Here is a 26,777-nt window from a genome sequence, read left to right on the forward strand (position 1 = left end):
CGCCGCACGGGCACTTCCAACCCGGGTGGTCAGCCCTTGTAATCCGTGACCGCGATCCGGGCCAGGCGCTTCTCGTTGGACCAGCGCACGTTCCAGGCCCAGCCCAACTTCTCGAAGAACCAGATCACCCGCGCCGAGATGTCGATCTGGCCGCGCAGCACGCCGTGCCGGGCGCAGGTCGGGTCGGCGTGGTGCAGGTTGTGCCAGGACTCGCCGAAGGACAGGATCGCCAGCGGCCAGAAGTTCGCCGCCTTGTCCCGGCTCTTGAACGGCCGCTCGCCGATCATGTGGCAGATCGAGTTCACCGACCAGGTCACGTGGTGCAGGAAGGACACCCGGACCAGCCCGGCCCAGAAGAACGCGGTGAACGCGCCCCACAGCGACCAGGTGAACAGCCCGCCCAGCACGGCGGGCAGCACGAGGCTGAGGGCCGTCCACAGCGGGAACAGCCGGTTCACCTTCACCAGCTCTTCGTCCTTGAGCAGGTCCGGCGCGAAGCGGTCCTCGTTGGTCAGGTCGCGCTCGAACAGCCAGCCCATGTGCGCGTACCAGAAGCCCTTGGCCAGCGCGGCGGGCGAGCTGCCGAAGCGCCACGGCGAGTGCGGGTCGCCCTCGCGGTCGGAGAAGGCGTGGTGCCGGCGGTGGTCGGCGACCCACGTGATCGCCGGGCCCTGCACGGCCATCATGCCGACGATCGCCAGCGCGATCTTGACGGCGCGGTTGGTCTTGAAAGATCCGTGCGTGAAGTACCGGTGGTAGCCGACCGTGACACCGAGCCCCGTCGCGAAGTAGAAGAACACCGCCAAGCCGATGTCGACCCAGCCGAGGCCCCAGCCCCAGGCCGCCGGGACCGCAGCCACGAGTGCGAGGAACGGCACCAGGACGAAGACGTACACCGACAGCTGTGCCACCCAGGGTCGGCTGCCCGCGGTCAGCGGTTTCGGCCCGGACTCCGCGCTGGCCTCTGTTGGGGCTACGCGCTCGGTTGCTGCGGTCATACTCGAATACCTCAAATGGCGTTGGGGAGGTGGGAGAACTGCGGTCTGAGGCGGGAATCACGGCCCCGCAACACCTCCACCCTACGGGACCGTAACCTACGCAAGCGTAAGTTATTCGATACTGAATCGTCACCCCCCAGCGGCAAAGTTGCGGCGTGTCGCGCACGTCCGGGCGTGTCCAAATCGCTTGTGTTCACCCGATCAGCCGTGATCATCTACGCAACCGGACGACCCTTCGGCGCGTCCCATACACGTGCCAGCCCGAGATGAATCCCGCGAACCCGCAAGCCCGGCGCCGACCCGACGACCATGGCATGTCAAGATGTCGGCCGGGTACCACCGCCTGTCATCCCGGGCCGGTAAGCTCGGGCAGCGGTGCCGGAGGTCACACGCCGGTGCCGCGGGCCGACAACGCCCGATCCGCCGTGGTGTAAAGGCAGCACCTCGGATTTTGGTTCCGATGGTCCAGGTTCGAATCCTGGCGGCGGAGCGAGCGGTCCTCCCGGACCCGGCGCGGCGCGCGGCGACGTTCGCCGCGCGGGTCGACCGGGGGGAAAGTTGAACAGGGGGTGTGCGCCGCTGCGCGACGACACGACCACCGTGCGCGAGGATCCGGTGACCACGCTGAGCGAGGTGTCCGACGCGTGGCTGGTCGGACGCGCTCGCGAACTCAATGCCGTTGGCCAGCACAGCGACGCGGCAGGCCAGCGCAGCACCATCCGCGAGGCGGACAACCTGCTCGCCGAGGCCCAGCGCCGCGGTGAGCCGCGCATCGTCGCCCAACTCCTGCGGCACTGCGCCTCGATGCGACTGGCGACGCCCGGCCTGGTCGACGGCTCCGATCCACTGCTCGACGAACTTCTCACGCACACCCGGCGGCACGGGTTGGATGTGCTGCAGGCCGATGCGCACGCGCTGCGCGGTCGGCGCGCGCTGCTCGGCGGCAGCGAGGACAGCGCGCTCACCGAGGTCGCCCACGGCCTGGCGATGCTCGACGAGGAACTGGTCCCCGACCGCACGCTGGGCCGCCGATCCTGGGAACGGCTGCTGGCCACCTCGCTGATCGACATCGGCCTGGTGCTGACCCAGCTCGGCGTGTACGAACTGGCCGACGAGGTGATGGCCCGCGCCCACCAGCGGATTCGGGAGAGCGGCGGGCCGCACGAGATCGCGGTGCACATGATCAACCGGTGCCGGATGCTGCTCGGCTGGGGGCTGCGGCTGGAGCGCATCGGGCAGGACGAGGAGGCGACCGCGCGGTTCGCCACCGCCTCGGCGATCGCCGTCGCGGTGGAGGGCCCGTGGCGCGAATCGCTGTTCCCCCGGGTTTCCGACCGGCCCGCCGCCGAGCAGATGCCGGTGCTCGGCGCCGCGCACGCGTTGGCCCAACCGCACGTGGAACACATCGAACGGCTCGAAGTGCTGCGCGCCCTCGACCAGTCGATCCACCCGCGGGAGAAGATCGTCGTCGCGATCGCGCTGTCCCGATGCCTGATCCACGCGGGCCGTGGCGAGCAGGCGGTGCGGGTGCTGTCGGAGACCCGCGCGGAATTGGAGAACGACGCCTCGGAGCCGACGCTGCGGATCTCGCTGGCCCGCGAGTACGCGCAACTGACCGAACTGGACAACGTCGGCATCCACGACGCGCTGCGGGACTACGCGCTGGAGCTGGAGACCGAGCTGTGGACGATGCGCCAGGCCCGGCTGTCCACTTTGGTCACCCGGCTGGAGAACTCGCGGCTGAGCCACAAGCACGACGCGATCACCCGGCAGGCGTTGCAGGATCCGCTGACCGGCCTGTCCAACCGTCGCGCGCTGGACGACCGGCTGGATGTGCTGCTCAACGAGCCCGATGCACAGCCGCTGGCGGTGGCGCTGGTCGACCTCGACGGCTTCAAAGGCGTCAACGACCGCTGCTCGCACGCGGAAGGCGACGATGTGCTGCGCACCGTCGCGGTGACTTTGCGCGACACCCTGCGCACTGACGACTTCGTGGCCCGCTACGGCGGTGACGAATTCGTCGTGCTGCTGCCGGGTGCGACGCTCGGCGCCGCCGAAGCCGCGCTGCACCGCACCGTCGAGGCGGTCGACCGGTTGCCCAGCGAGCTCTCGCGCGGGGTGACGCTGTCGATCGGCGTAGTGGCGATGCGCCCGCAGGAGTCGGCGGCGCAGGTGCTGGCGCGCGCGGATGCCGCGATGTACCAGGCCAAGCGCGACGGCGGCAACCGCGTCGCGGCGTTCTCGGGCGTGACCGCCTCCCCGCCGAGCCGCCCGGTGGCGGATCATTCGGTGTGGATTCCGCCGGACGCGCTCTAACCCCTTCGGGTGCTGAGTGCAGGGTGCCCTCGGCCGGGCACAGTCAGTGAAAGACGCCCTCCACGCCCGCCAGAACACCTGGGGGCGCAGCCGCATGGTCAGCCACCAGGGCCACGCCAGCGGCACCCATCAAAATGCATCGAAGATCACAAAGCCGCAGCTAGAGGGCGGCATCAGCACACAGAATTCGGCCAGTCGGCGGTACCATCACACCCGCCGGACAAGGGCGCAGGGGCACCGGAGCCGTGGGGGCACCGGGCCGGTTACTCTTCACCCGCTTGGACGCAACAGGCACCGTCGGCCCGACGGCCGATCGACCCCGTCGAGCCGCTTCTAGAGATCAAGGGAGAGCGCTGATGCTCCAGGGCGACAACGCCCAGCCCTCCTCCCGCAGCGACGCGTCTTCGGAAACCGTCAGCACGATCGTGCTCGCCGCGGGCGAGGGCACCAGGATGCGATCGGCCACACCGAAGATGCTGCACCGACTCGCGGGCAGGCCCCTGGTCGAACACGCCGTGCGCGCTGCGGCAGGTGTCGACCCCGACGCCCTGCTGGTCGTGCTGGGGCACGGCCGCGACGCCGTCGCCGAGCACCTGACCGGGCTGGCCGAGGTCCTCGGTCGCCCGGTGCGCACCGCAGTGCAGAAAGAGCAGCTCGGCACCGGTCACGCGGTCTCCTGCGGACTTTCCGAGCTGTCGGCCGACCTCACCGGCACGGTGCTGGTCAGCTACGGCGACGTGCCCCTGCTGGACAGCGACACGTTGCGCAGCCTGCTCGCCGAACATCGCGGCGCGGGCAACGCCGTCACCGTGCTGACCGCGGTGGTCGACGAGCCGACCGGTTACGGCCGGATGCTGCGCGACGCCGAGGGCCGGGTGACCGGAATCGTCGAGCAGAAGGACGCCACCCCCGAGCAAGCGGAGATCACCGAGATCAATTCCGGGGTCTACGCCTTCGACGCGGAAGTGCTCACCGACGCATTGCAGCGGCTGTCCACCGACAACGCCCAGGGCGAGCTCTACCTGACCGACGTGCTGTCGATCGCACGCCGCGACGGCCGCCCGGTCGGCTCCCTGATCTGCGCCGACCCGTGGCTGGTGGAGGGCGTCAACGACCGGGTGCAGCTGGCCCACCTCGGCGCGGAACTGAACCGCAGGCTGCTGCTGAGCTGGATGCGCGCCGGGGTCACGATCACCGACCCGAACTCGGTGTGGCTGGACTGCGACGTGGTGCTGGACCGCGACGTGGTGCTGGAACCCGGCGTGCAGCTGCGCGGCGGCACCACCGTCGGCGAGGGCGCGACCGTCGGCCCGGACACCACACTCACCGGCTGCGCGATCCACCCCGGCGCGTCGGTGGCGCGCACCCACGGCGAGAACGCCGAAGTCGGCCCCGGCGCCCAAGTCGGACCGTTCGCCTTCCTGCGCCCCGGCACGCGGCTCGGCGCGAACGGCAAGATCGGCACCTTCGTGGAAACCAAGAACGCCGTGATCGGCGAGGGCACCAAGGTGCCGCACCTGAGCTACGTGGGCGACGCGACCATCGGCGAGCAGTCCAACATCGGCGCCGCCACGGTCTTCGTCAACTACGACGGGGTGGCCAAACACCACACCGTGATCGGATCACACGCGCGGACCGGCGCGGACAACATGTTCGTCGCCCCGGTCAAGATCGGCGACGGCGCCTACACCGCCGCCGGTTCGGTAATCACCGAGGATGTCCCGCCAGGGGCGATGGCGGTCGCCCGGGGCAGGCAACGCAACGTCGAGGGCTGGGTGGCCGAGCGCCGCTCCGGCACCGCCGCAGACCAGGCCGCGCAGCAGGCTTTGGCGAAAGCAGAACAAACCACCAATCCGACGAGCGACGCCCAATGACGGACGTTTTACGGGGAGGGACGATGACCGTGAGTGCCATGTCTGCGACCCCGAAGAAGAGCCTCAAGCTCTTCTCCGGTAGCAGTCACCCGGAACTTGCCGAGGAGGTGGCCAAGCAGCTCGACGTAACGGTTACGCCCCAGGCTGCCTACAAGTTCGCCAACGGCGAGATCTTCGTGCGCTACGACGAGTCGGTGCGCGGCTGCGACGCCTTCGTCATCCAGTCGCACTGCAACCCGCTCAACGACGCCATCATGGAGCAGCTGATCATGGTGGACGCGCTCAAGCGCGCCAGCGCCAAGCGCATCACCGTGGTCATGCCGTTTTACGGTTATGCGCGCCAGGACAAGAAGCACAAGGGCCGCGAGCCGATCTCGGCGCGGCTGATGGCCGACCTGTTCAAGACCGCCGGCGCGGACCGAATCATGGCGGTGGACCTGCACACCGACCAGATCCAGGGCTTCTTCGACGGCCCGGTGGATCACCTGATGGCCCAGAAGCTACTGGCCAGCTACATCCGCGACAAATACGCGGGCGAGCAGATCACCGTGGTCTCCCCCGATTCCGGCCGGGTGCGGGTGGCGGAGAAGTGGGCCGACGACCTCGGCGGCACGCCGCTGGCGTTCATCCACAAGACCCGCGACCCCAGCAAGCCCAACCAGGTGGTCGCCAACCGCGTCGTGGGCGATGTCGAGGGCCGGCTGTGCGTGCTGGTCGACGACATGATCGACACCGGCGGCACCATCACCAAGGCCACCGAGCAGCTGATCGAGGCGGGCGCGAAGGGCGTCATCATCGCCGCCACCCACGCCGTGCTGTCCGGCCCGGCCGTGGAGCGGCTGTCGTCCTGCGGCGCCAAGGAGGTCGTGCTGACCAACACGCTGCCGATTCCCGAGGAGCGGCGCTTCCCGAACCTCACGGTCCTGTCGATCGCCCCGCTGGTCGCGGAGGCCATCCACCAGGTCTTCGAGGACGGCTCGGTCACCAGCCTCTTCGACGGCCGCGCCTGACGCGACGGCCCCGGTCCGCATGTTCGGACCGGGGCCGTCGTGCGTCAGGGATCGCCGATTTCAACTGGAAATCGGCGGGCGTCGGATCAAACGGTGGTGACGACCTCGTCGTAGTCGAGGCGCGGCAGGCGGTCGAACCACGGGTTCTCCCCCGGCTTGCCGATGTTGACGACCACCAAAGCCCGCTGCTTGCCGTCCGGGAAGAACTCCCCGTCGATCCCGGCCGGGTTGAATCCGGTCATCGGGCCGGCGGCCAGTCCGGCGGCGCGCACACCGAGGATGAAGTACGCGACCTGCAGACTCGCGTTGAGCTTGGCGCTGTTCAGGCGGAACTCGTCGTCGGCGACGAACATGTCCTTCGCGTTCGGCGCGTGCGGGAACACCCGCGGCAGGTTCTCGTGGAACTCGGTGTCGGCAGCCAGTACCGCCACCAGCGGCGCCTTCTCGGTCTTGGCCCGGTTGCCCTCCATCAGGTGCGGCAGCAGCCGCTGCTTGCCTTCCGCGGAGCGCACCAGCACGATCCGCAAGGGCTGCTGGTTCATCGAGGTCGGGGCCCACTTGACCAGGTCATAGATGGCCTGGACCTGCTCGTCGGTGACCGGCTCGGCACTGAAGCTGTTGGCGGTGCGCGCCTCGCGGAACAGCAGGTTCTGGGCGTCCGTGCCGAGCGCCAGCTGCTCGGTCTGTTCGATCGCGGTCATGAACTCAACTCCTGGAGCGGTCGGGGTGGGGCTTGAATCAGCGGATCGCCCGCGCGCCACGCAGGGCAGGGCGTGCCACGGCAATCTCAACATGTTTGATCCTTCAAGCATTTCCAGAACAGATCAGCTGTAACCGGCATCACTCGAGGAGTCCGATCAACTCGTCGACCGCACTGCCGACGAACGAGGGCACAGCACCGAACAGGACCAGACACACCCCGCTCCCGGTCACCCTCGATGACCAGCGGTTACCGGCGCTCCTGAAGTGCGCCGAATTCCTGGCTGCAACCGCCGAGCCGGGCGATGGGAAAGCAAGCCGGGTCCACCCGTGCGATAACCACTATGCAAGCACCGTTTAGACTGTTCAGGTTGCCTCGGCGAGGTCGGGACGTTCGCCCGGCGTGATCGGCGCGGTGGCACGGTGGCCGCCGACCATTCGGTTGGCGCACTGATGTCGCTCACACCCCGGGTGCCCGCTCGGCACCGCGTCGTATTCACGCCAGTAGCGCGCCCCACCGCCGCAGGCCAGCGACCAACTCACGTTCCGCCTGACGTCATGAGGAGTGCACCACCGTGTCCGAGGTACGTATCGCCGTCGAGCAGCGCACCGAGTTCGGCAAGGGAGCGGCCCGCCGCACCCGCCGCGCCGGCAAGATCCCCGCGGTGCTCTACGGTCATGGCTCCGACCCCAAGCACCTGTCGCTGCCCTCCGTGGAATTCGCCCGCGCCATCCGCGAGAACGGGCACAACGCGGTGCTGACGCTTGATGTGTCCGGTGGCGACAGCGAACTCGCGCTCACCAAGACCATCACCACGCACCCGATCAAGAACTACATCGAGCACGTCGACCTGCTGCTGGTCAAGCGCGGCGAGAAGGTCACCGTCGCGGTGCCGGTCGTGCTCAGCGGCGAGGCCGGCCCCGGCGCCCTGGTCAGCCAGGAGATCACCGTGGTCGACATCGAGGCCGAGGCGCTGCACATCCCCGAGCAGCTGGAGCTGTCCATCGCCGGCGCCGAGATCGGTACCCAGATCCACGCCTCCGACATCCGGCTCCCCTCGGGTGTGACCCTGCAGTCTGACCCCGAGGCGTTGGTCGTCAACGTCACCGAGGCCGCCGCCGAGATCGCCGAAGCGGCCGCTGAGGAAGGCGAGGGCGAAGCCGCCGAGGAGGCCTGAGTCCTCGACGTCGGGCGCACCGCGCGCTGTCCCGCTCCGATCGAACACGCATTGATCGGCCGAGCGGGGCAGCGCGCCGCGTGCCATCCAGAGCAGGAGACTTCTTCCCGTGAGCACTCCGGACTCGGTCGCGTTGATCGTCGGACTCGGCAATCCCGGCCCGCGCTATGCCGGAAACCGGCACAACATCGGTTTCCTGGTCGCCGACGAGCTCGCCGACCGGGTCGGCGGGAAGTTCAAGGCACACAAGGCCGGTGCCGAGGTCGTCGAAGGGCGGCTGGCCGGCGCGCGCGCCGTGCTGGTGAAGCCGCGTTCCTTCATGAACCTCTCCGGTGGCCCGGTGGCCGGCGCGGTGCATTTCTACAAGACGCCGCCGGAATCCCTGATCGTGATCCACGACGAGCTGGACCTTCCGTTCGGCACCATCCGGCTCAAGCGCGGCGGCGGCGAAAACGGCCACAACGGGCTGCGTTCCATCAGCAAGTCCGTCGGCACGCGCGACTACCTGCGGGTCCGCTTCGGCGTCGGCCGTCCGCCCGGCCGGATGGATCCCGCCGACTACGTCCTGAAGGACTTCTCCGGGACCGAGCGCAAGGAACTCGCCTACTTCATCGACGTATGCGCGGACGCGGTGGAAACCCTGGTCACCGACGGCCTCGAAGCCGCCCAGAACCGCTTCCACTGATCTCGGGCCAGCCGATCGCCCGCTCGCACAGGTGCGGCACGCCCCGACCATCCACAAGGGTCAGTTGGCCGGAACCAGGGCGGCGGTGGCGGCTCGTCTGAGCTTTCCCGAGGGCGTCTTGGGCAGACTGCCCGGTTGCAGCACGACAACCGCCGAGGGGCGCACCCCGACGGCATCGACGATGCGGGCCGTGACCTCCTTGCACAGGGCCTTCTCCGCGACCACGTCGCCGGCCAGGCGCGACTCCAACACCACCGCGAACCGCTCCCGCCGACTCCCGGCGTCCTGCCGGACCGCCGCGGCGTTGCCCGCGCGCACTCCCTCGACCTGGCAGGCGGCCCGCTCGATGTCCACCGGGTAGATGTTGCGGCCGCCCATGATGATCACGTCCTTGCGCCGCCCGCAGATCACCACCTGCTCGTCGACCACGTAGCCCTCGTCGCCGGTGTCCAGCCAACCCGCCTCGTCCTGTGTGGACAACGGGCCGTCGACGGTGAGGTAGCCAGGCGTCACCGCCGCGCCCCGGATCCGCAGCCGCCCGACCTGCCGCTCCCCCAACTGCCGGCCCGCGTCGTCGACGACGTCGACCTCCAACCCCGGCAGCGGAGCACCCAAAAGCGCGAAACGCCGTGCATGCTCGGCATCCGGCGGCACCGGCTCGGCCCGCCGCCGCTGTTCCAGCGCCTCGGCGTCGACGACGTCGACCTCCAGCCCGCGCCCCAGGGGCGCGAACGACACCGCCAGCGTGGCCTCGGCCATCCCGAAGGCACACACCATGCAGTCCGGGCTGAGCCCGAACCGGGCGCCCGCGTCGATGAAGCCCTGCGTCGCCGCCGGATCGATGGGCTCGGCGCCGTTGAGCGTGAACCGCAGGCTCGACAGGTCGAAGGCGCCGTCGTCGGCGCGGGCCATCCGGCGGCCGACGATCGCGTAGGCGAAGTTCGGTGCGGCGGTCACGGTCGCCCGGTACCGGCTGATGAGCTCGGGCCACAGCAGCGGCCGGGCCAGGAAGTCCGCCGGGGTGGCCTTGACCGCCGACATCCCGATGGCCATCGGCACCGTCAGGCAACCGACCATCCCCATGTCGTGGAACAACGGCAGCCAGGACACCGCGGTATCGCGCGCGGGATCGAGTTCGGCGGTGGTGATCATCGCCTGCAGGTTGGCGTAGAGGTTGCCGTGCGTGATCCGCACCGCCTTCGGGTCTGCGGTGGAGCCGCTGGTCAGCTGCAGCAGGGCGGTCGCGTCCTCGCCGACCGCGACCGGCTCGGGGAGCGGCTCGGCGTCGCCGGAGGTGAGCTCAGCCAGATTCCGGTACACGATCGCGTTTTCTTCCAGCACCTCGGCCAGTTGCTCGAACGGAGCGCCCAGCAGCACCAGCCGGGCGCCGATCATCTTGAGCACCCGAACGGTGTCTTCGGCCCAGTGCGCGAGATCGGTGCGCTGCGTGGGCTGATGCAGCATGGTCACGCTGCCGCCGCCGAGCCACACGCCCTGCACCGCGGGCGCGATAACGCCCGGATCGGCGGCGAGGATCGCGACGACGCGACCGGGACCGAGATCGTGGCCCAACGCCCCGGCTATCCGCCGTGCCTCGGCGTGCACCTCGGCCCACGTCCGGAACCGGGGCTGTTCGGGCTCACCCGTCGTTAGCCCCCGCGCCTGCTCCCCGGAGTTCTCTCGGGCGGAGGCCACCAATGTCTCCACGAACCGACTCATGTGACGAAGCTTACGAGCCCCGTGATCTCGCGCACAGGGAAAGCGGGACGCGTGCCGGTTCTAGCCAGGAGTAACACCTGCTCGGGTCACCCGAGTTGGTCGGCGAGCTCCATCCAGCGGGTTTCAACCTCGTCCTTCTCCTGGTGCAGCGCGCGCAGCTGCGCATGCAGCTCCGCCAGCCGCTCCGGCGCTGTCGCCGCCGCGGCCAGCTTCTCGTGCAGCCCCTTCTCGCGTTCCGCGAGCTTGTCGAGCTGCCGCTCGCAACGCGCCAGCTCCTTGCGCGCTGCGTGCTCCTCCGCGCCGGAGAGCCCTCGCGGCTTCGCCGCATCGGTCGCCTGTTTGCCGACGCTGCCTTCGGCGGCCGACAGCAGCGACTGCCGGCGCTGCAAGTACTCGTCGATGCCGCCCGGCAGGTGCGTGAGCCGACCGTCGCCGAACAACGCGTGCACGCTGTCGCACACCCGCTCCACCAGGTAGCGGTCGTGAGAAACGACCACCAATGTGCCCGGCCAGCTGTCCAACAGGTCTTCGAGCTGCTGGAGCGTGTCGATGTCGAGGTCGTTGGTGGGCTCGTCGAGGATCAGCACGTTCGGTTCGGCCATCAGCAGCCGCGCCAGCTGCAAGCGACGGCGCTCGCCGCCGGAGAGGTCCTCGACCGGCGTCCACTGCCGCCCCTTGCCGAACCCGAAGCGTTCGCCGAGCTGGGAGGCGGACAGCTCGTACTTGCCCAGGGTGACCCGCTCGGCGACGTTCTCGATCGCCTCCAGCACCCGCCAATGCCCGGGCAGGTCGTGCAGTTCCTGGGTCAGGTGCGCCAGCCGTACCGTCTTGCCCTCGACGCGCTTGCCCGCATCCGGTTCGCGCTCACCGGCGAGCAGCTTCAGCAGGGTGGTCTTGCCGGAGCCGTTGACGCCTACCAGGCCGAGCCGGTCGCCCGGGCCGAGCCGCCAGGTGACGTCGTCCAGCAGCGTGCGGTCCGCGATCCGCAGGTCGACGTCCTCCAGCTCCAGCACCGTCTTGCCGAGCCGCCGCTTGGCGAACGCGACCAGCTCGACGGTGTCGCGCGGCGCCGGCACATCGGAGATCAGCGCCTCGGCGGCCTCCATCCGGTACCGAGGCTTCGAGGTTCGCGCCTTCGCGCCGCGCTGCAGCCACGCGAGTTCCTTGCGCGCGAGGTTCTGCCGCTTCTCCTCGGCCTGCTGCGCGATGCGGGCCCGTTCGGCACGGGCGAAGACCCAGTCCGCGTAGCCGCCCTCGTACTGCTCCACGCTCCCCTGGACGACCTCCCAGGTGCGGTTGCAGACGGTGTCCAGGAACCAGCGGTCGTGGGTGACGATCACCAGCGCGCACTTGCGCTCCAGCAGGTGGTCGGCCAGCCAGCGCACGCCCTCGACGTCGAGGTGGTTGGTCGGTTCGTCGAGCACCAGCAGGTCGAGGTCGCGCACCAGCGCGGCGGCCAACGCGACGCGGCGGCGCTCGCCGCCGGAAAAATCGGTGACCGGGGTGTCCAGGCCGAGCCGGGTCATGCCGAGGCCGGTGAGCACCGACCGCACCCGCGGGTCGGCGGCCCATTCGTGCTCGGCGCTGAAACCGTGCGGGTCGAGGACCGCGTTGCGCACGGTCGAGTCCGCGGCAAGCTCGGTGCGCTGGGTGACCACCGCCATCCGCAGATCGCGACTCTGGCTGACCCGGCCGCTGTCCGGCTCGGTGAGACCGGAGAGCACCTCCAGCAGCGTCGTCTTGCCCCCACCGTTGAGCCCGACGACGCCGATGCGCTCGCCCGCCGAGACACCCAGCGAAACGCCGTCCAGCAGCGGACGCACGCCGTAGCTCTTGCTGACCGATTCCAGATTGACCAGGTTCACCATCGGGCGTTCGTCTACTCCATCAACTGCGTGGCGTGGTCACGGGCCGGACGCTGCCCGCGGTTTCCAGTGAAATCGGCGGCCCTCAGGCGTGGACCTGGGGCGGGGTGGGGCGGTCGGCACGGTCCTCGGAGACGATCCGCGCGCCGGGCACCGGGCCATGCGCGACGCGGACCGTGCGACACACTCCCGCGCCAGAGAGCTCGGCCGCCACACGCACGGCGGCGTCCGCGTCGGTGCAGAGGAAGGCACAGGTAGGGCCCGATCCGGACACGATCCCCGCCAGCGCGCCCGCCTGCACCCCCGCGCGCAAGGTCCGCCGCAGGCCGGGCCGCAGCGACACCGCGGCGGCCTGGAGGTCATTGCCTAGAAGCAGGGCGAGCTGCCGCGGGTCGCCGGTCGCCAGTGCCTCCAGCAGCGGTTCGACCTCGCCAACCCGGTTCGGCTTCGACTCCGCTCGCAGCCGGTCGAGTTCGGTGTAGACGCCGGGCGTACCCAAACCTCGCCGGTCCAGCGCGATCACCCAATGGAAGGTGTGCCGCGCCAGCACCGGCACGAGCCGCTCGCCGCGACCGGTGCCCAACGCGGTGCCGCCCTGCAACGAGAACGGGACGTCGCTGCCCAACCGCCCGGCGATCTCGCTGAGCTCGTCGCGGCCCAGCTCCAGCCGCCACAGGTGGTTCAGCGCGAGCAAGGCCGCGGCCGCGTCGGCGCTGCCCCCGGCCATCCCGCCGGCGACCGGGATGCCCTTGTTGATCGACAGCCGCACCCCGGGTTCCTCCGGATCCCGGCCGCTGTGCTCGGCGAGCAGCTGCACTGCCTTCCACGCCAGATTGCTGGGGCCGGTGGGCACCGAGTCCGCGCCGTCGCCGTGCACGTCAATGCCCGGTTCCTCGGCGACGAGCACGGTGACCTCATCGGTCATCGACAGCGCCTGGAAGATGGTGACCAGCTCGTGGTAGCCGTCCGGGCGGGGGTCACCGACCGACAGGTGCAGGTTCACCTTGGCCGGGACGCGAACGGTGATCGGGGTAGGAACCACGGAGAGCACTCTTAGAGCGTACGTGTCCGCGAAAGCCCACCGCCGACTTCCCTGCACACAGCTCTACTGGAGAGTGTTCAAAAGTGGTTTGCGTAGGCGCGGGTAGGAACCGCTCAGGCGCCGCCGGCGCTCCGGGATCCCGACTTATGGATGCCCACCCGTGACCGGTCGGTCACGGGTGGGCGCTGTCGCGCGTAACTCCGGTCAGGACGCCGGGATCACCGCGACGCCGCCGTACTTCTGGTTGATGAAGTCCTTGACCTGTTGCGAGCGGAGCAGCTCGGCGAGCTTCTGGATTCGCGGGTCCTTCGCCAGCGCCGGGGTGGTCACCAGACCGTTGGCGTACGGGTTGTGATCCGGGCTCTCCACGGCGATCGGGTTCTGCAGGTTCGCCTTGATCGCGTAGTTGCCGTTGACCACCGCCGCCGCGGCGTCATCCACCGAACGCGGCAGCTGGTCCGGCGAAAGGTCCCTGAGCTGGATGTTCTTGGGGTTCTCGGCGACCGCCGCGGCCAGCCGGGTGCCCACCGCGGCCTCCGGCTTGAGCTTGAGCAGGCCGCCCTGCTCCAGCAGCTTTAGCCCGCGGTACTGGTTCGCCGGATCGTTGGACAGCGTGACCGTCGCGCCGTTCGGGATCTCCTGCAGCGACTTGACCTGCTTGGAGTACACCGCGAGCGGCTCCAGGTGCACGGCCTGGACCCAGGCGAAGTCGCCGCCACGCTGCTTGCGGTACTCGTCCAGATAGGGCTGGTGCTGGAAGTAGTTCGCGTCCAGCTCCCCGTGCGCGACGGCCTCGTTCGGCCGGATGTAGTCGTCGAACTTTTCGATTTCGATACCGATCCCGGCCTGTTGGGCCAAGTTGTCCTTGACGTACTGCAGGATCTCGCCATGCGGGGTCGGGCTGACGCCGATCCGCAGCGGCGCGTTCGGGTCTTCGGCGGCCGAGCTGCCGCCGCACGCGGCCAGCGCCAGACCGGCAGCGGCCAGCAGGGCGGCAAAGCGCAAACGCATCAGGATTCGTCCTTTCTGGACAGGGTGAAACGGGCCCTTGGACAGGGCCGTGGAATTGAGGTGGGCGGCGGTGGTGGTCGCCGGAAACGACCACCACCGCCTCTGATCGCTAGTTCGTGGCGATGCGCCGGCGGTCGACGATCTTCGCGGTGCGGTCGGTGATCAGCTGCATGGCGAAGGCCAGCACCCCGAGCACGACCACCGATCCCCACAGGATCCGGTCGTCATAGCCCTGGTAGCCGTCCTGGATCGCGGTCGTACCCAGCCCGCCGCCGCCGATCGCGCCGGCCATCGCGGCGTAGCCGATCAGCGCCACTGCGGTGACGCCGACGGCACCGACCAGCGCGGCCCGCGCCTCGCCGAGCAACACCGTCCACACGATCCGCGGCCGACTCGATCCGGTGGTGATCGCGGCTTCGACCACGGTGAAGCTGACCTCGCGCAACGCGTTCTGCGTCAGCCGCGCGAAGAACGGGATGGCACCGATGGTCAGCGGCACGATCACGGCAGTGCTGCCGATCGACGTGCCGATCAACAGCCGGGTGAAGGACGCCAGCACCACCAGCAGCACGACGAACGGCACCGAACGCACCACGTCGACGACCACGCCGAGCACCCGGTACAGCACGGGCTTCGGGCTCAGGCCGACCGGCGAGGCCGAGTGCAGCAGCACGCCCAGGGGCAGGCCGCCGAGGACTGCCAGCAGGGTCGACACCAACACCATGTAGAGCGTGTCGATCGTCGCTTCACCAAGTATTTCAAGGACCTCCGACCAGGGGGTCACATCGCTCACGCGGCAGCTCCGTCAACGCAAACCGGGGCGCGTCGCACATGCGCGTCCCGCTCGATCATCCACTTCAGGGCCGCCTCGGCGCGCTCGCCGGTCAGGCCGACCCTGAACTTCGCCACCGGCGTGTCCCCCAGCCGGGTCAGCCCGCCGCCCAGGATTGCCAACTCGACCCCGAACCGGCTGGAAGCTTCCGGCAGCAGCGCGCCGACCGCGGCGAAGCCGACCAGCACGACCTCGGCGACGACGTCATGCCGACCGTTGGTCGGCCTGAGCGGCTCGGCCTGGTCGGTGTCGGGCAGCAGTGCGGCGCCCACCCGGCTGCCGGGCTCGGCGACCAGGTCGAGGACCTTGCCGTGCTCGACCACCCGGCCGTTCTCCAGCACCGCAACGTCGTCGGCGAGCTTGCGCACGACCGCCATGTCGTGGGTGACGACCAGCACGGTGACGCCCAGTTCGGCGCGGGCGCGGTCCAGCACGGTGAGCACCGAGTCGGTGGTGCCCGGGTCGAGCGCCGAGGTCGGCTCGTCGGCCAGCAGCACCGACGGCTTGGCGGCCAGCGCACGCGCCACGGCGACGCGCTGGCGCTGCCCGCCGGAGAGCTGGTCGGGGTAGACAGCGGCCTTGTCGGTCAGGCCCACCAGATCCAGCAGTTCGCCGACGCGGCTGCGCCGCTGCGGGCCGGTGAGCCCGGCCGCTTCCAGCGGCAGCGCCACGTTACCCGCGGCCGTGCGCTGCCGCAGCAGCGAATCACCTTGCGGCACAACGCCAATCTGCCGACGAGCAGCGCGGAGGGCCTTGCCGTCAAGGGAAACCAGGTCGGTGTCGTCGACGCGGATAGCGCCGCCGTCTGGCTTCTCCAACAGAGCGATGCAGCGAGCCAGGGTGGACTTGCCGGCCCCGCTCGGGCCGACCACGCCGCACACCGCACCGGCCGGGACGTCCATCGACACGCCGTCGAGGGCGCGGACGGTTCCGTTGTTGTGCTGGAAGGACTTGGTCAGGTTCTCAACTGTGATCACGATCGGCTCCACATCGGCTCGCGACGGCCGCGCACGTCAGAACGGCGACAGGCCAAGGAACTTCGGAAACGGAGGAAGGCTGGGTCACATCTCGCGACGACAGGCGGTGGTGGTGCGCCGCCCGTGGTCGATGACGCGACGCTGCGTCAGCAGCCTCCGGATGTGGGCTTGCCGGGATCGAGCCAGCTGAGCTCTGTTCTGGCCCCCAGGGGCCTCGCCCGCAGGCGGGTCGGCTAACAGCGCGTTGGACTCCACAACAACTCCATCGGTCCTGGCGTTAGCACCTGCCCGCATCGGGTGGTTGCTGCGGCTTCGCGGAGCCAGGTCTCTCGGCCGCTCGGGATGGATTTCTCGAATAGTAGACCCCACTGGCGGATTCGAGCGCAAGTTGATAGTCGTCACTTTCCGAAATCGTTTGCCAAATCACACAGCTGGACGAGCGGGAATTTTCTCGACATACCAGGTGTTGTCGTGACTCCGCGTAGTAATGCGATTCCGGTTGACAAGCCGCCAGGCGGGTGGTTCAGCGACCGCGCTCGGTAGCCGCGGCTTCGGCGATGCGCGCGAAATCGCCGATCTCCAACTGTTCGCCGCGCGCCGCCGGATCCACCCCGGCCGCCCGCAGAACGCTCTCCGCGTGCGCAGCGGACCCGGCCCAGCCCGACAGCGCCGCGCGCAATGTCTTGCGCCGCTGGGCGAACGCCGCATCCACCACGCGGAAGACCTCCTGGCGCGGCGCGGTCGACGGCGGTTCGGTGCGGCGCAACGACACGAGGCCGGAGTCCACATTGGGCACCGGCCAGAACACCTTGCGCGGCACGGGACCGGCGCGGCGCACATCGGCGAACCACGCGGCCTTGGCGCTCGGCACGCCGTAGACCCGGCTGCCCGGCCTGGCGGCCATCCGGTCGGCCACCTCGGATTGCACCATGACCAGGCCGTGTTCCATGCTCGGTAACTCGGCCAGCAGATGCAGCACCACCGGAACGGCAACGTTGTAGGGCAGGTTCGCGACCAGCGCGGTCGGCGGTTCCGGGAAGTCCTCGGCGCGGACCCGCAGGGCGTCAGCTCGGAGCACGGTAAGCCGCTCGGCCAACGCCGGGGCGAACTCGGCGGCGGTGCGCGGCAGCCGCGCCGCAAGCACCGGATCGATCTCGACGGCGGTCACTGCGCCGGAGGCGGGAAGGAGGGCGAGCGTCAGTGAGCCCAGGCCGGGACCGACCTCCAGGACGACATCATCCGGCGTGACCGACGCCGCGGCCACGATCCGGCGCACCGTGTTCGGGTCATGCACGAAGTTCTGGCCGAGCTTCTTCGTCGGCCGGATGTCGAGTTCCTCGGCCAGCCGACGCACATCGGCCGGGCCGAGCAGCGTCGCCTGCTGGTCGTCCACACCGAAAAACTACCCGCGGCCCGCACCCGCCAGTTCCGCGCCCCGGTCAGGCGAAGCAGGAGGGGCACACTTGACCGAGTCGCCTGGTCAAGCGGGCCCCTCACCTGGAACTTCTTCACCCGTGGGTGGCGTTCGCCGCGGAACGGGCGGTCGGGTGCCCGTCAGAGGCCGAGCTTGGACGAGCAGCTCGGCCAGGCGCCGTAGCCCCCACCGCGGGAGGCCCGGACCTTCTCCGCGACCGCGATCTGCTGCTCGCGGCTGGCCTGGTGCGGGTACGGCGCGTACTGGTCGCCGCCGAAGGCATTCCAGGTCGACTTGTCGAACTGCAGGCCGCCGTAGTAGCCGTTGCCGCTGTTCATCGCCCAGTTACCGGTCGCCTCGCACTGCGCCAGCTTGTCCCAGATCCCGTCGGTCGGCCGCTGTTTGCCGCCGACCCGAACGACCTTGGGCTGGGCTTGCTTGGTGATCCGCTCGCCGACGGATTCCCGGCCGGTCTCCTCGCCATTGCGGGTGGTGACCCGGGTGAACACGATCTTCTCGCCGGGCACGCCCGGGAAATCGACCCGCTCATCGCCCTTGAACATCGTGTTGTCGACGATCTCCTGCACCGGCGGCGGGACCGGCAGCGTCATGTTGATCACCGTGCTGCCGGTGCGGTCGATGCGCACCTCGGCGCCGCTGACCAGCCGCTGATCGCCACCGGGCGTGATGGTGTCGTCGGGGCCGAGCTTGAGCTGCTGCTCCTGGGCCAGCTCGTCGATGTTGACGGCGGTGGTGGTCAGCTGCCGGGGCGCATTCGCCCCGTCGATGATGGTGATGTTCTTGCGGGTCTTGACGACCAGGTCCATGCCCTGCTCGGGCACGGCCATCGTGCGGTCGGCCGAGACTGAGGCGCCGTCGGCCGGTACGCCGAGCTGACGCAGCGCCTGGTCGACCGTGACCGAGCGGACCCACTCCTCGCGGTGCTCGCCGTCGACGGTCAGCTTCAGCAGCCGCCCGCGGTCGAGGGTGATCGTGTCGCCGTCGCTGACCTTGGCCTGCGGCGTGGGGCTGAGCGCGTCGTGCTGGCCGACGGTGATGCCCTCATCGGCGAGCACTTCGCCGACGGTGCCCTCGTAGGTGCTGATCGTGTGCTCGTGCCCGTCGACCTCGACGGTCACCGACTTGTCCATCGCGGCTGCCGCGCCGCCGGTGCCGGTGAGGGTGAGCAGCACACCGGCCACCGCGCCCTTGAGGAACCGCTGCTTCCAGGTGGTGATCGCCTCGGCGAGCTCCACCGGCGGGGCGTCGCTCTCCTCGGCCTCCGGCAACGCGTCCGGGATGACCAGCGGCGGCAGCACCGTGGTCTCGGCGTTGATCAGCCGGATGACCTCGTCGACATCGATCTCGGCGGTGGCGAGCATGTCCTCGGCGTCCGGGCCGAGCACCTCGTAGATGTCCGCCGGGGTGATCTCAAGCGAACCGGGCGGGAAGCTGGGGTGGTCGTCGGCCGGGTAGCTCTGCTGGCCCGGGCGTTCCAGGAGACCGACGGCGGTGCGGGGCTCGGCAACTTGCACCGGGGTGAACCAGTCCGTTGCCGCGTCGAAGGATTCGGCCCAGTAGCCGTCGTCCGACCGATGGGCATGGCCGGGATGGCTGGGCTCGCCGCGTCCGTTCACAGGGTCGTTACCTCCCGAAGGCGGAAGTCGTGCTCACGTATCGCGGAACGCGGGCGGTGTCGGGCGAGACCATGTCGTCGCTCAACTCCCTCGCTCCTTGCGGGCACACAACCTTCGTGCTTCGTGTCTGTATCCGACTCCCGTAGCCAAGCGCCGTCCCTAGCCGACCGCGAGCGTCTTTGCTCGTGGCCCGCTTCCCCGACGTACACCGGCGAGACTAACGGGCGTTCCCCATGACTGGTTGTCATCGGTTACGAGGCCGAGACTCTAGCGTGATCAACGGATGCAGCCAAGAACCCCATTCGGGCTTGTGATCTGCGTTACGCCGATTTGCCGAGCAACCGAGCACTACCGGTAAGCAAGGTCGCCCGATTTTCGTCCGTTTGGAGGTACCAACGGCGGCCGTTAACTGGGCCTTCGGCGGGCTTGGTGACATATCACACGTCCCCGACACCGTCTGTTTTCACGCCGATGCCAGCGGATGCGGGCCCGGACACGAGTCCGGTCCGAGCACGCAACGCGCTCGGACCGGGCTCGCCCCGCCCCTCTCCCGTGGGATCCGCACCGAGGCACGAGTTGATCACCTCATCGCGGCAATCCCAGCCTGCGGGCGCACCCGGGCCAGGCGCCGAAGCCGCTGCGGGCCGAACGCAGCGACTCGGCGATGGCGATCTGCTGCTCCCGCGATGCGCGGTGCGGGTACCGGCTGAACCGGTTGCCGCCGTGGGCGGCCCAGGTGCGAGGGTTGAACTGCAGGCCGCCGTAGTAGCCGTTGCCGGTGTTGGCGGCCCAGTTGCCGCCGGACTCGCACCTGGCGAGCAGGTCCCAGACGCCCGCGGCGCGGGAGGTCGGTGCTACTCCAGCACTCGGGGACGCCACCACCACCGGTGCACCACCGCAGATCACAATGGCCGTCACTACCGTCGCCTTCGCGAACAAACCGAACTTCATCGCAATCCTGACTGCCGTTCGTCCGGGCAGAAGGACCTCCGTCCAGCGGGCGGAGTTACGGGGTGTGTCCCCATCCCGGCTTCCACAGTGGACGGTAAGGACGGCGTCGCGGACTGCAAGCGGGCACGGTTCAGCGCGCGATAGCAAAAAACGGGGCGTGAGAAAGAGAGGGGGCGGGTTACGCCTGATCGAGGCGAAATACTCGCTCGGCAGTGGCAGTGGTCGCTACCACCAGTTCTTCGAGTGTCATTCCACGGAGTTGGGCAAGATTCCGAAGTGTGTAATTGACGCAGTACGGCTCGTTCGGCCGCCCGCGGAACGGGTGCGGGGTCAGGAACGGCGCGTCGGTTTCCACCACCAGCTGCTCCACCGGCACCAGCTGCGCGGCCTCCCGGAGGCCCTTGGCGTTGCGGAAGGTCGCGGTCCCGGCGAAGGACAGAATGTAGCCGGCGTCCACGCAGGCCCGGGCGAACTCGGCGTCCCCGGAGAAGCAGTGGAAGACCACGGTTTGCGGAGCGCCTTCCTCGGCCAGGATCCGCAGGATGTCCTGGTGCGCCTCGCGGTCGTGGATCATCAGCGGCTTGCCGGAGCGCTTGGCCAGGTCGATGTGCCAGCGGAAGGCCTCCTGCTGCGGCTCCGGCGGCGAGAAGTCCCAGTAGTAGTCGAGCCCGGTCTCACCGACCGCGACCACCCGCGGGTGTTCGACGAGCTGTTCCAGCACCCGCCGGTCGGCGTCGTCAAAGTCCTTGGTCCGGGTGGGGTGCAGCGCCACCGCGGCGAACACCCGGTCGTCCCAAGTGGACGCCTCGACCGCCCACTGCGCGGACGCGATGTCGTCGGCGACGGTCACCACCCGGCCGACCCCGGCGGCCTGCGCGCGATCCACGACGGCACGCACCTCGTCCGGCGTCTTCGCGCCGCACGCGTCGAGGTGGGTGTGTGCGTCGACGGCCGATGCGGGCAGCGCCTCCGGCACCGGCGGCGGCAACTCCCGATTCTTATCGCGCTTGCTCATCGCACCTCCCCCGTGCTCGGGCGATCTCAATGGAAATCGACGTGCGGATTTCCATTGCATCGCAACACATCTCGGCAGTCAGCCCTCGATCGGAGCCCATTCGGGGCCGGTCTCGCCGAGCTTCGGGTCGAGCTTGGCGAACAGCGGCGTCGGCTTCCGCAGCGGCCGCCCGACCTCGATCTCGGTGGAACGCCACGTCGCCCGCTCGGCGGCGTAGTCGCCCATCAGCACCGGGTACTCGATGCTCGGGTCATCCAGATCGGACACCTCGCGGATCTCCGGCTGGGCCGCCCAGACCCCGGTGCCGCCGAGCAGTTCATGCACCTTCTGCGCCGAGTGCGGCAGGAACGGGGTGAGCAGCGTGTTGGCGTCGGAGACGACCTGCAACGCCGTGTGCAGCACGGCGTCCCGCCGATCCGGGTCGTCCTTGAGCTTCCACGGCTCCTGGTCGGACAAGTACTTGTTCGCTGCCGATACAACCCGCATGGCCTCCTGCGCGCCGGCCCGGAACCGGGACCGCTGCAGGTGCCCGCCGACGGTGTCAAAAGCGTTGCGGGACAACGCTTTCAGCTCCGCATCGGCGGCCTGCGGCGCGGTCGGCGCGGGCACCGCACCATTGTTCTTCGCGGCCATCGAGATGGACCGGTTGACCAGGTTGCCCCACTCGTTGGCCAGCTCGAAGTTGGTGCGCCGGACGAACTCCTCCCAGGTGAAGTCGGTGTCCTGGTTCTCCGGACCGGCCACCGAGATGAAGTACCGCAGGGTGTCCGGGCCGAACTCGCGCAGGAAGTCCCGCACGTAGATCACCGTGCCGCGGGAGGTGGAGAACTTCGACCCGCTCATCGTGAGGAACTCGCTGGAGACGATCTCGCCGGGCAGGTTCAACTCACCGTAAGGGCCGACCTCGCCGCCCCGGTCGCCCTGGCCGTTGTGGCCCATCAGCAGCGCCGGCCAGATCTGGGCGTGGAAGGTGATGTTGTCCTTGCCCATGAAGTAGAAGCCCTTGGCGGCCGGGTCGGTCCACCACTGCCGCCAGGCGTCGGGCCGCCCGATCCGGCGGGCCCACTCGACGCTGGCCGAGAAGTAGCCGATCACCGCGTCGAACCAGACGTAGAACCGCTTCATCGGCTGGTCGCGCCAGCCGTCCAGCGGGATCGGCACGCCCCAGTCCAGGTCCCGGCTGATCGCCCGCGGTCGCATGTCCTCGACCAGGTTCTGGGTGAACTTCAGGACGTTGGGCCGCCAGTCGGTGCGGGTGGACAGCCACTTGCCCAGCGACTCGGTGAACGCGGGCAGATCCAGGAACAGGTGTTCGGTTTCGACGAACTCCGGCTTCTCCCCGTTGATGCGCGACACCGGATTGATCAGGTCGGCCGGATCGAGCTGGTTGCCGCAGTTGTCGCACTGGTCGCCGCGCGCGCCGTCGTAACCGCAGATCGGGCAGGTGCCCTCGATGTAGCGGTCGGGCAGCGTGCGGCCGGTGGACGGGCTGATCGCGCCGGTGGTGGTCTTCGGCACGACGTAGCCGTTGCGGTGCAACGCCAGGAAGATCTGCTGAACGACCTCGTAGTGGTTGCCCGTAGTGGTGCGGGTGAACAGGTCGTAGGACAGGCCGAGGCCCTGCAGGTCCTCGGTGATCACCCGGTTGTACTTGTCCGCGAGCTGGCGGGTGGTCAGGCCCTCCTTCTCGGCCTGCACCGAGATCGGGGTGCCGTGCTCGTCGGTGCCGGACACCATGAGCACCTGATTGCCCGCCATTCGCTGGTAGCGCGAGAAGACGTCCGAGGGCACACCGAAGCCGGATACGTGGCCGATGTGCCGCGGGCCGTTCGCATAGGGCCAGGCCACAGCGGTCAACACAGAGGCACTCATGGTGCTTAGCCTACGTTTCCAGGGGGCGTGACCTCGAACGGGTTCTGGTTCGAGGCGATGGCCACCACGAGGCGTCCGGAGCAGTCCTGCGGGCAAACGTCCTGGCGCAGGATGTCGATCGCGTTTCGCGCGCGGGTAGCCGCCAGTGCAGGAGTGACCAGCATCCGACCCGGCGTGGCGTCGGTCACGCCAGATCGGCCCGTAAGAAGTCCACGTTGTACGGGCCCCATTGGGTCAGGGTGAAGTAGATCGCCGGTCGGTCCGCGGCCCACGGATGCTGGAAACCGCCGTAGAGCGCGGGGTATTCGGCGCCGGACACCACGATCTCGCCGTCGGTCCACGGCCCAGTGAGTTCCGGCGCGGTGCGCAACACGATCGCCGCCCGGTGTTCGTCGAGGTGCACCGCGAACCACCGGTCGAAGTGGCGGTTGTACTGCACCGAAAGCTCTGCCACCGGCTCTCGCAGCACCGGCGCGGCCGCGAACGGGTCGCTGCCCCAGCCGGATCCGGTCCAGTACTCGTAGGCCGCCGGTTCGAGCAGGTCGTCGGCGCCGACGCGGGCGAGGTGTCCGGCGCCGAACCGACCGCTCGGCGTGCCGAGCAGGTACACCCGGCGGTCCACCACACCCGCGAAACCGATCATCTGGAACGGATGTCCGCCTTGGTCGCGTCGGCGGAACCGGCTCAGCCAGCCCTGTCGCCGGTTCGGCCACACCGCGGTCTCCGACTTCGTCCAGCTGCGCCCGCCGTCGTCGGAGTAGGCGAGCGCGCCGTAGTTGGTGTGCCACACACCAGGCGTCCCCCAATGCCGAACCGACATGTAGTGCAGGTAGTTGCGGTCACCGACCGCGATTCCCGCGGTCGGGATCACGGTGTGCTCCGGCGTCCCGGTGCGGTCGCCTGGCAGCACCTGTCCGGCCATGCCGTCCTCGCGCTCCAGGACCGAATCGAACTTCAGTCCCGCATCGAGATCGGTGTTGGTGGACCGCGCGATCACGTTGTACCGCCAGTCGGCGTGCGGCGGACCGCCGCCGTGCCCACCCCAACCGTCGCCGTAGGTATCGCCGAACGCCGCCAGCACCCCGCCCCGGCCGTCATCCCACAAGATCCCGAGATCCGTCGCGTGGATGCCGTACCGGCTCGCCGTGCGGTTGCAGGAGTCCTCGCCGGTGATCCTTGCGATCCTGGTCGCACCGCTCACACGCACCATGCCGCCACCGTACGGAAACAACGCCCGAGGAAACCACGTTCGCCCGGATAGTCGCCCGTGACCAGTGCGAACGGCGGGCCACGGGAGCCGCGGCAGGCAGTCGATCGGGGCCGGTGCGGCTGATGTCACAGCTGCTGGCCGACAGGCCGCCGAACAGCGAGAACGCCTGGCCGAGGCGCCGAACCCGGGATCCCGCGTGGGCATACTGTCGGCGTGCCAGTCCTCGCCCATCCGATTGACGGCGAAGCGAGCGCAGCGCAGGTGCTGCGCCGCCTCGCGGCTCGCGCACGCCAACGCGGCCTACCGCCGCCTGCGGCGTTCACCGGGGACTGGTTCGGCGGCTCCGCCGTCCTCGCGCCGTCCGTGCGGATCGCCGCCACCCCGCCCGAGCGGGCCTTCACCACCCTGGACACGCCGCCGATCGAGGCGGAGCCGGGCCAGGTCGGCGGCGGCTGGATCGGCTACCTCGGCTACGGCCTCACCGATCCCGCACGGCACACGCAATCCCGACGGCTCCCCCTCGCCGCGTGGGGCTGGGCCGACCACGTGCTGCGCCGCGACGCGCACGGGCAGTGGTGGTTCGAGGCGCTGGGCGCCGCAGAACCGCGCCTGGTCGCGGAACTCGCCGAGGTGGTCGCCGCAAGCGATCCGCCGCAGGCGGCAGGGCAGGCGGGTCCGGTCGGCAGACCGGACGCCGACCAGCATTGCAAAGCCGTGCGCGGTTGCGTGGAGGAGATCGCCGCGGGCGAGATCTTCCAGGCCAACATCTGCAGCCGGTTCGCGGTACCGTTCCGGGGCGATCCGCTGGAGGTCTTCGCCGCCGGTAGTGCACGGTTCCGGCCTGCTCGGGCGGCGTACGTGGCCGGGGCGTGGGGCGCGGTGGCGTCGTTGTCGCCGGAGTTGTTCCTGGCCCGGCGAGGCCGGGTGGTGCACTCCAGCCCGATCAAGGGCACGCTCCCGCGCCGCGGGCCGCAGGACGACGGCAATGCCGAGTTGCTGCGCTCGTCCACGAAGGACATCGCGGAAAACGTGATGATCGTGGACATGGCGCGCAACGATCTCGGGCAGGTCGCCGAGGTCGGCGGTGTGACGGTGCCTCGGCTACTGGACGTGCAGCCCCACCCCGGCGTGTGGCACCTGGTGTCGGACGTGCGCGCGGAGATCCCCCCGGACCTGCCGAATTCGGCGCTGCTGGCCGCGGCCTTCCCGCCGGCGTCGGTGACCGGCGCGCCGAAGGCGCGGGCGCTGGAAGTGATCGCGGAGCTGGAGTCGCAGCCGCGCGATGTCTACTGCGGCGCGGTCGGCATGGTCTCGCCCGTTGCGGGCCTGGAGCTCAACGTGGCCATCCGCACCCTGGAATACGCCGACGGCGTGCTGCACCTGGGCGTCGGGGGCGGGATCACCGCGGACTCCGATCCGGAACGGGAATGGCAGGAAGTGCTCACCAAAGCCGCCCCGGTGCTGTCCCTCCTCGACGGGTGAACCGCCGGTTTCCGGCGAAATCGATTGAAATCGCGATCTCCGGAGCCCTACCGGCGCGCGGCGAGGACGGCGTCGTACAGCTCCTTCTTCCGCACGCCTGCGAGCTCCGCAACCTCCGCTACCGCGTCCTTGAGCCGCAGGCCTTCGGCGGCGCGCTCCTCCACCTGCGCCACCAGCTCCGCCGGATCGGCCGCCGTCGGCTCGGCTCCGCCGAGCACCACGGTGATCTCGCCGCGCACTCCTTCAGCAGCCCAAGCGGCGAGCTCCGCGAGGCTGTCGCGGCGGACCTCCTCGTAGGTCTTGGTCAGCTCGCGACAGACCGCCGCCCGCCGCTCGCCACCCAGCACCGAGACGGCATCGGCCAGCGTGTCCGCGAGACGGTGCGGCGCTTCGAAGAACACGCAAGTGCGCTCCTCCGCGACCAACCGGCCGAACCAGCGACGCCGTTCCCCCGGTTTGCGGGGCGGGAACCCCTCGAAGCAGAACCGGTCCGAAGGCAGTCCGGACACCGCCAGCGCGGTGGTCACCGCAGAAGGCCCCGGCAGGCAGGTGACCGGCAACTGCTCGGAGACGCAGGCCGACACCAGCCGGTATCCGGGGTCGGACACGCTCGGCATCCCGGCGTCGGTGACCAGCAGCACGGTGCGCCCCTCGCGCAGGGCGTCCAACAGCGCGGGTGTCCGCGACGACTCGACGGCCTCGTAGTAGCTGACCACCTTGCCGCCGGGCGTGACGCCGAGCGCGGCGGCCAGCGCGCGCACCCGCCTGGTGTCCTCGGCGGCTATGACGTCGGCCGAGCCGAGTGCGTCGACGAGGCGTGCCGAGGCGTCACGAGCGTCACCGAGCGGGGTGGCGGCGAGCAGTAGCGTGCCGGAGTCCATAACTGCACAGCGTATTTCCGCGGCCGTTCGAGGTGTGGCCCGCCCAGTGCTGCCGGGCCACCTGCATAACGCGACTTCACAGGTGGTCTCCTACGATCGAGGGCTGTGA

At 69.6% G+C, this 26,777-nt stretch carries 22 protein-coding genes, 1 tRNA gene and 1 riboswitch; of the genes, 7 read left to right on the top strand and 16 right to left on the bottom strand.

Going from position 1 to position 26,777, the window contains the following annotated elements; translation table 11 throughout:
• Positions 1 to 29 precede the first annotated feature (29 nt).
• Positions 30 to 998 carry an acyl-CoA desaturase gene (locus tag BJ970_RS05560; protein WP_184724596.1) on the bottom strand — a complete coding sequence of 323 codons (969 nt, stop codon included), beginning with the start codon at positions 996 to 998 and terminating at the stop codon, positions 30 to 32.
• 419 nt (positions 999 to 1,417) lie between these two features.
• Here BJ970_RS05560 and BJ970_RS05565 point away from each other — a divergent pair.
• The 4 genes from BJ970_RS05565 to BJ970_RS05580 all read left to right on the top strand — a co-directional run bounded on the left by BJ970_RS05565 (position 1,418) and on the right by BJ970_RS05580 (position 6,198).
• Positions 1,418 to 1,488, top strand: a tRNA-Gln gene (locus BJ970_RS05565).
• Between the two features lie 68 nt (positions 1,489 to 1,556).
• Positions 1,557 to 3,314, top strand: a complete 1,758-nt coding sequence (locus BJ970_RS05570) for a GGDEF domain-containing protein (protein ID WP_221467047.1) — start codon at positions 1,557 to 1,559, stop codon at positions 3,312 to 3,314.
• Positions 3,315 to 3,670: 356 nt separating this feature from the next.
• Entirely contained in the window at positions 3,671 to 5,188 is a 1,518-nt protein-coding gene (glmU, locus tag BJ970_RS05575) for a bifunctional UDP-N-acetylglucosamine diphosphorylase/glucosamine-1-phosphate N-acetyltransferase GlmU (protein WP_184724599.1), read from the top strand.
• A 29-nt stretch (positions 5,189 to 5,217) separates the two neighbouring features.
• Positions 5,218 to 6,198 (top strand): ribose-phosphate diphosphokinase, encoded by a 981-nt coding sequence (locus tag BJ970_RS05580; protein ID WP_184728901.1) that lies wholly within the window; start codon positions 5,218 to 5,220, stop codon positions 6,196 to 6,198.
• Between the two features lie 86 nt (positions 6,199 to 6,284).
• Here BJ970_RS05580 and BJ970_RS05585 read toward each other — a convergent pair whose 3' ends face one another.
• Complete coding sequence (locus BJ970_RS05585) at positions 6,285 to 6,899, bottom strand: malonic semialdehyde reductase (protein ID WP_184724602.1); 615 nt, start codon at positions 6,897 to 6,899, stop codon at positions 6,285 to 6,287.
• 573 nt (positions 6,900 to 7,472) lie between these two features.
• On the opposite strand from BJ970_RS05585, the gene BJ970_RS05590 reads away from it, so the two are divergent.
• Positions 7,473 to 8,075 carry a 50S ribosomal protein L25/general stress protein Ctc gene (locus BJ970_RS05590; protein ID WP_184724605.1) on the top strand — a complete coding sequence of 201 codons (603 nt, stop codon included), beginning with the start codon at positions 7,473 to 7,475 and terminating at the stop codon, positions 8,073 to 8,075.
• A gap of 109 nt (positions 8,076 to 8,184) precedes the next feature.
• Positions 8,185 to 8,760, top strand: a complete 576-nt coding sequence (pth, locus tag BJ970_RS05595) for an aminoacyl-tRNA hydrolase (RefSeq protein WP_184724608.1) — start codon at positions 8,185 to 8,187, stop codon at positions 8,758 to 8,760.
• 60 nt (positions 8,761 to 8,820) lie between these two features.
• Here the strand turns inward: pth and BJ970_RS05600 are convergent, their stop codons facing one another.
• From BJ970_RS05600 to BJ970_RS05660, 13 genes are all read right to left on the bottom strand, one after another.
• Complete coding sequence (locus BJ970_RS05600) at positions 8,821 to 10,479, bottom strand: fatty acyl-AMP ligase (protein ID WP_184724611.1); 1,659 nt, start codon at positions 10,477 to 10,479, stop codon at positions 8,821 to 8,823.
• Positions 10,480 to 10,565: 86 nt separating this feature from the next.
• Positions 10,566 to 12,347: an ABC-F family ATP-binding cassette domain-containing protein gene (locus BJ970_RS05605; protein WP_184724615.1), complete on the bottom strand. Its 1,782-nt coding sequence runs from the start codon at positions 12,345 to 12,347 to the stop codon at positions 10,566 to 10,568.
• A gap of 82 nt (positions 12,348 to 12,429) precedes the next feature.
• Positions 12,430 to 13,395 carry a 4-(cytidine 5'-diphospho)-2-C-methyl-D-erythritol kinase gene (locus BJ970_RS05610; RefSeq protein WP_512700280.1) on the bottom strand — a complete coding sequence of 322 codons (966 nt, stop codon included), beginning with the start codon at positions 13,393 to 13,395 and terminating at the stop codon, positions 12,430 to 12,432.
• A gap of 195 nt (positions 13,396 to 13,590) precedes the next feature.
• Positions 13,591 to 14,397 carry a MetQ/NlpA family ABC transporter substrate-binding protein gene (locus BJ970_RS05615; protein ID WP_184724618.1) on the bottom strand — a complete coding sequence of 269 codons (807 nt, stop codon included), beginning with the start codon at positions 14,395 to 14,397 and terminating at the stop codon, positions 13,591 to 13,593.
• A gap of 109 nt (positions 14,398 to 14,506) precedes the next feature.
• On the bottom strand, positions 14,507 to 15,190 hold the full coding sequence (locus tag BJ970_RS05620; RefSeq protein ID WP_184724628.1) for an ABC transporter permease subunit: 684 nt from the start codon (positions 15,188 to 15,190) through the stop codon (positions 14,507 to 14,509).
• Positions 15,187 to 16,206, bottom strand: coding sequence for a methionine ABC transporter ATP-binding protein (locus tag BJ970_RS05625; protein ID WP_184724631.1), 1,020 nt, complete (start codon positions 16,204 to 16,206; stop codon positions 15,187 to 15,189). Before BJ970_RS05625 ends, BJ970_RS05620 begins: the two co-directional genes overlap by 4 nt.
• 259 nt (positions 16,207 to 16,465) lie before the next feature.
• A riboswitch (SAM riboswitch) is annotated at positions 16,466 to 16,555 on the bottom strand.
• A gap of 174 nt (positions 16,556 to 16,729) precedes the next feature.
• Positions 16,730 to 17,599, bottom strand: coding sequence for a 16S rRNA (adenine(1518)-N(6)/adenine(1519)-N(6))-dimethyltransferase RsmA (gene rsmA / locus BJ970_RS05630; RefSeq protein ID WP_312864131.1), 870 nt, complete (start codon positions 17,597 to 17,599; stop codon positions 16,730 to 16,732).
• Between the two features lie 161 nt (positions 17,600 to 17,760).
• Complete coding sequence (locus tag BJ970_RS05635; protein ID WP_184724634.1) at positions 17,761 to 19,257, bottom strand: resuscitation-promoting factor; 1,497 nt, start codon at positions 19,255 to 19,257, stop codon at positions 17,761 to 17,763.
• Between the two features lie 585 nt (positions 19,258 to 19,842).
• Positions 19,843 to 20,175: a transglycosylase family protein gene (locus tag BJ970_RS05640; RefSeq protein WP_376774992.1), complete on the bottom strand. Its 333-nt coding sequence runs from the start codon at positions 20,173 to 20,175 to the stop codon at positions 19,843 to 19,845.
• Between the two features lie 211 nt (positions 20,176 to 20,386).
• Complete coding sequence (locus tag BJ970_RS05645) at positions 20,387 to 21,223, bottom strand: TatD family hydrolase (RefSeq protein WP_184724640.1); 837 nt, start codon at positions 21,221 to 21,223, stop codon at positions 20,387 to 20,389.
• Between the two features lie 78 nt (positions 21,224 to 21,301).
• Complete coding sequence (gene metG, locus BJ970_RS05650; protein WP_184724642.1) at positions 21,302 to 23,095, bottom strand: methionine--tRNA ligase; 1,794 nt, start codon at positions 23,093 to 23,095, stop codon at positions 21,302 to 21,304.
• 5 nt (positions 23,096 to 23,100) lie between these two features.
• Positions 23,101 to 23,259 (bottom strand): hypothetical protein, encoded by a 159-nt coding sequence (locus BJ970_RS05655; RefSeq protein WP_184724645.1) that lies wholly within the window; start codon positions 23,257 to 23,259, stop codon positions 23,101 to 23,103.
• A 20-nt stretch (positions 23,260 to 23,279) separates the two neighbouring features.
• Positions 23,280 to 24,305, bottom strand: coding sequence for a glycoside hydrolase family 183 protein (locus BJ970_RS05660; RefSeq protein WP_184724648.1), 1,026 nt, complete (start codon positions 24,303 to 24,305; stop codon positions 23,280 to 23,282).
• A 213-nt stretch (positions 24,306 to 24,518) separates the two neighbouring features.
• Here BJ970_RS05660 and BJ970_RS05665 point away from each other — a divergent pair, with 213 nt between their 5' ends.
• Positions 24,519 to 25,787 carry an aminodeoxychorismate synthase component I gene (locus BJ970_RS05665; protein ID WP_184724651.1) on the top strand — a complete coding sequence of 423 codons (1,269 nt, stop codon included), beginning with the start codon at positions 24,519 to 24,521 and terminating at the stop codon, positions 25,785 to 25,787.
• A 47-nt stretch (positions 25,788 to 25,834) separates the two neighbouring features.
• Here the strand turns inward: BJ970_RS05665 and rsmI are convergent, their stop codons facing one another.
• Positions 25,835 to 26,668, bottom strand: coding sequence for a 16S rRNA (cytidine(1402)-2'-O)-methyltransferase (gene rsmI, locus BJ970_RS05670; RefSeq protein ID WP_184724654.1), 834 nt, complete (start codon positions 26,666 to 26,668; stop codon positions 25,835 to 25,837).
• Positions 26,669 to 26,777: the final 109 nt, after the last annotated feature.

This window comes from Saccharopolyspora phatthalungensis, assembly GCF_014203395.1.
Taxonomy (GTDB): Bacteria; Actinomycetota; Actinomycetes; order Mycobacteriales; family Pseudonocardiaceae; genus Saccharopolyspora; species Saccharopolyspora phatthalungensis.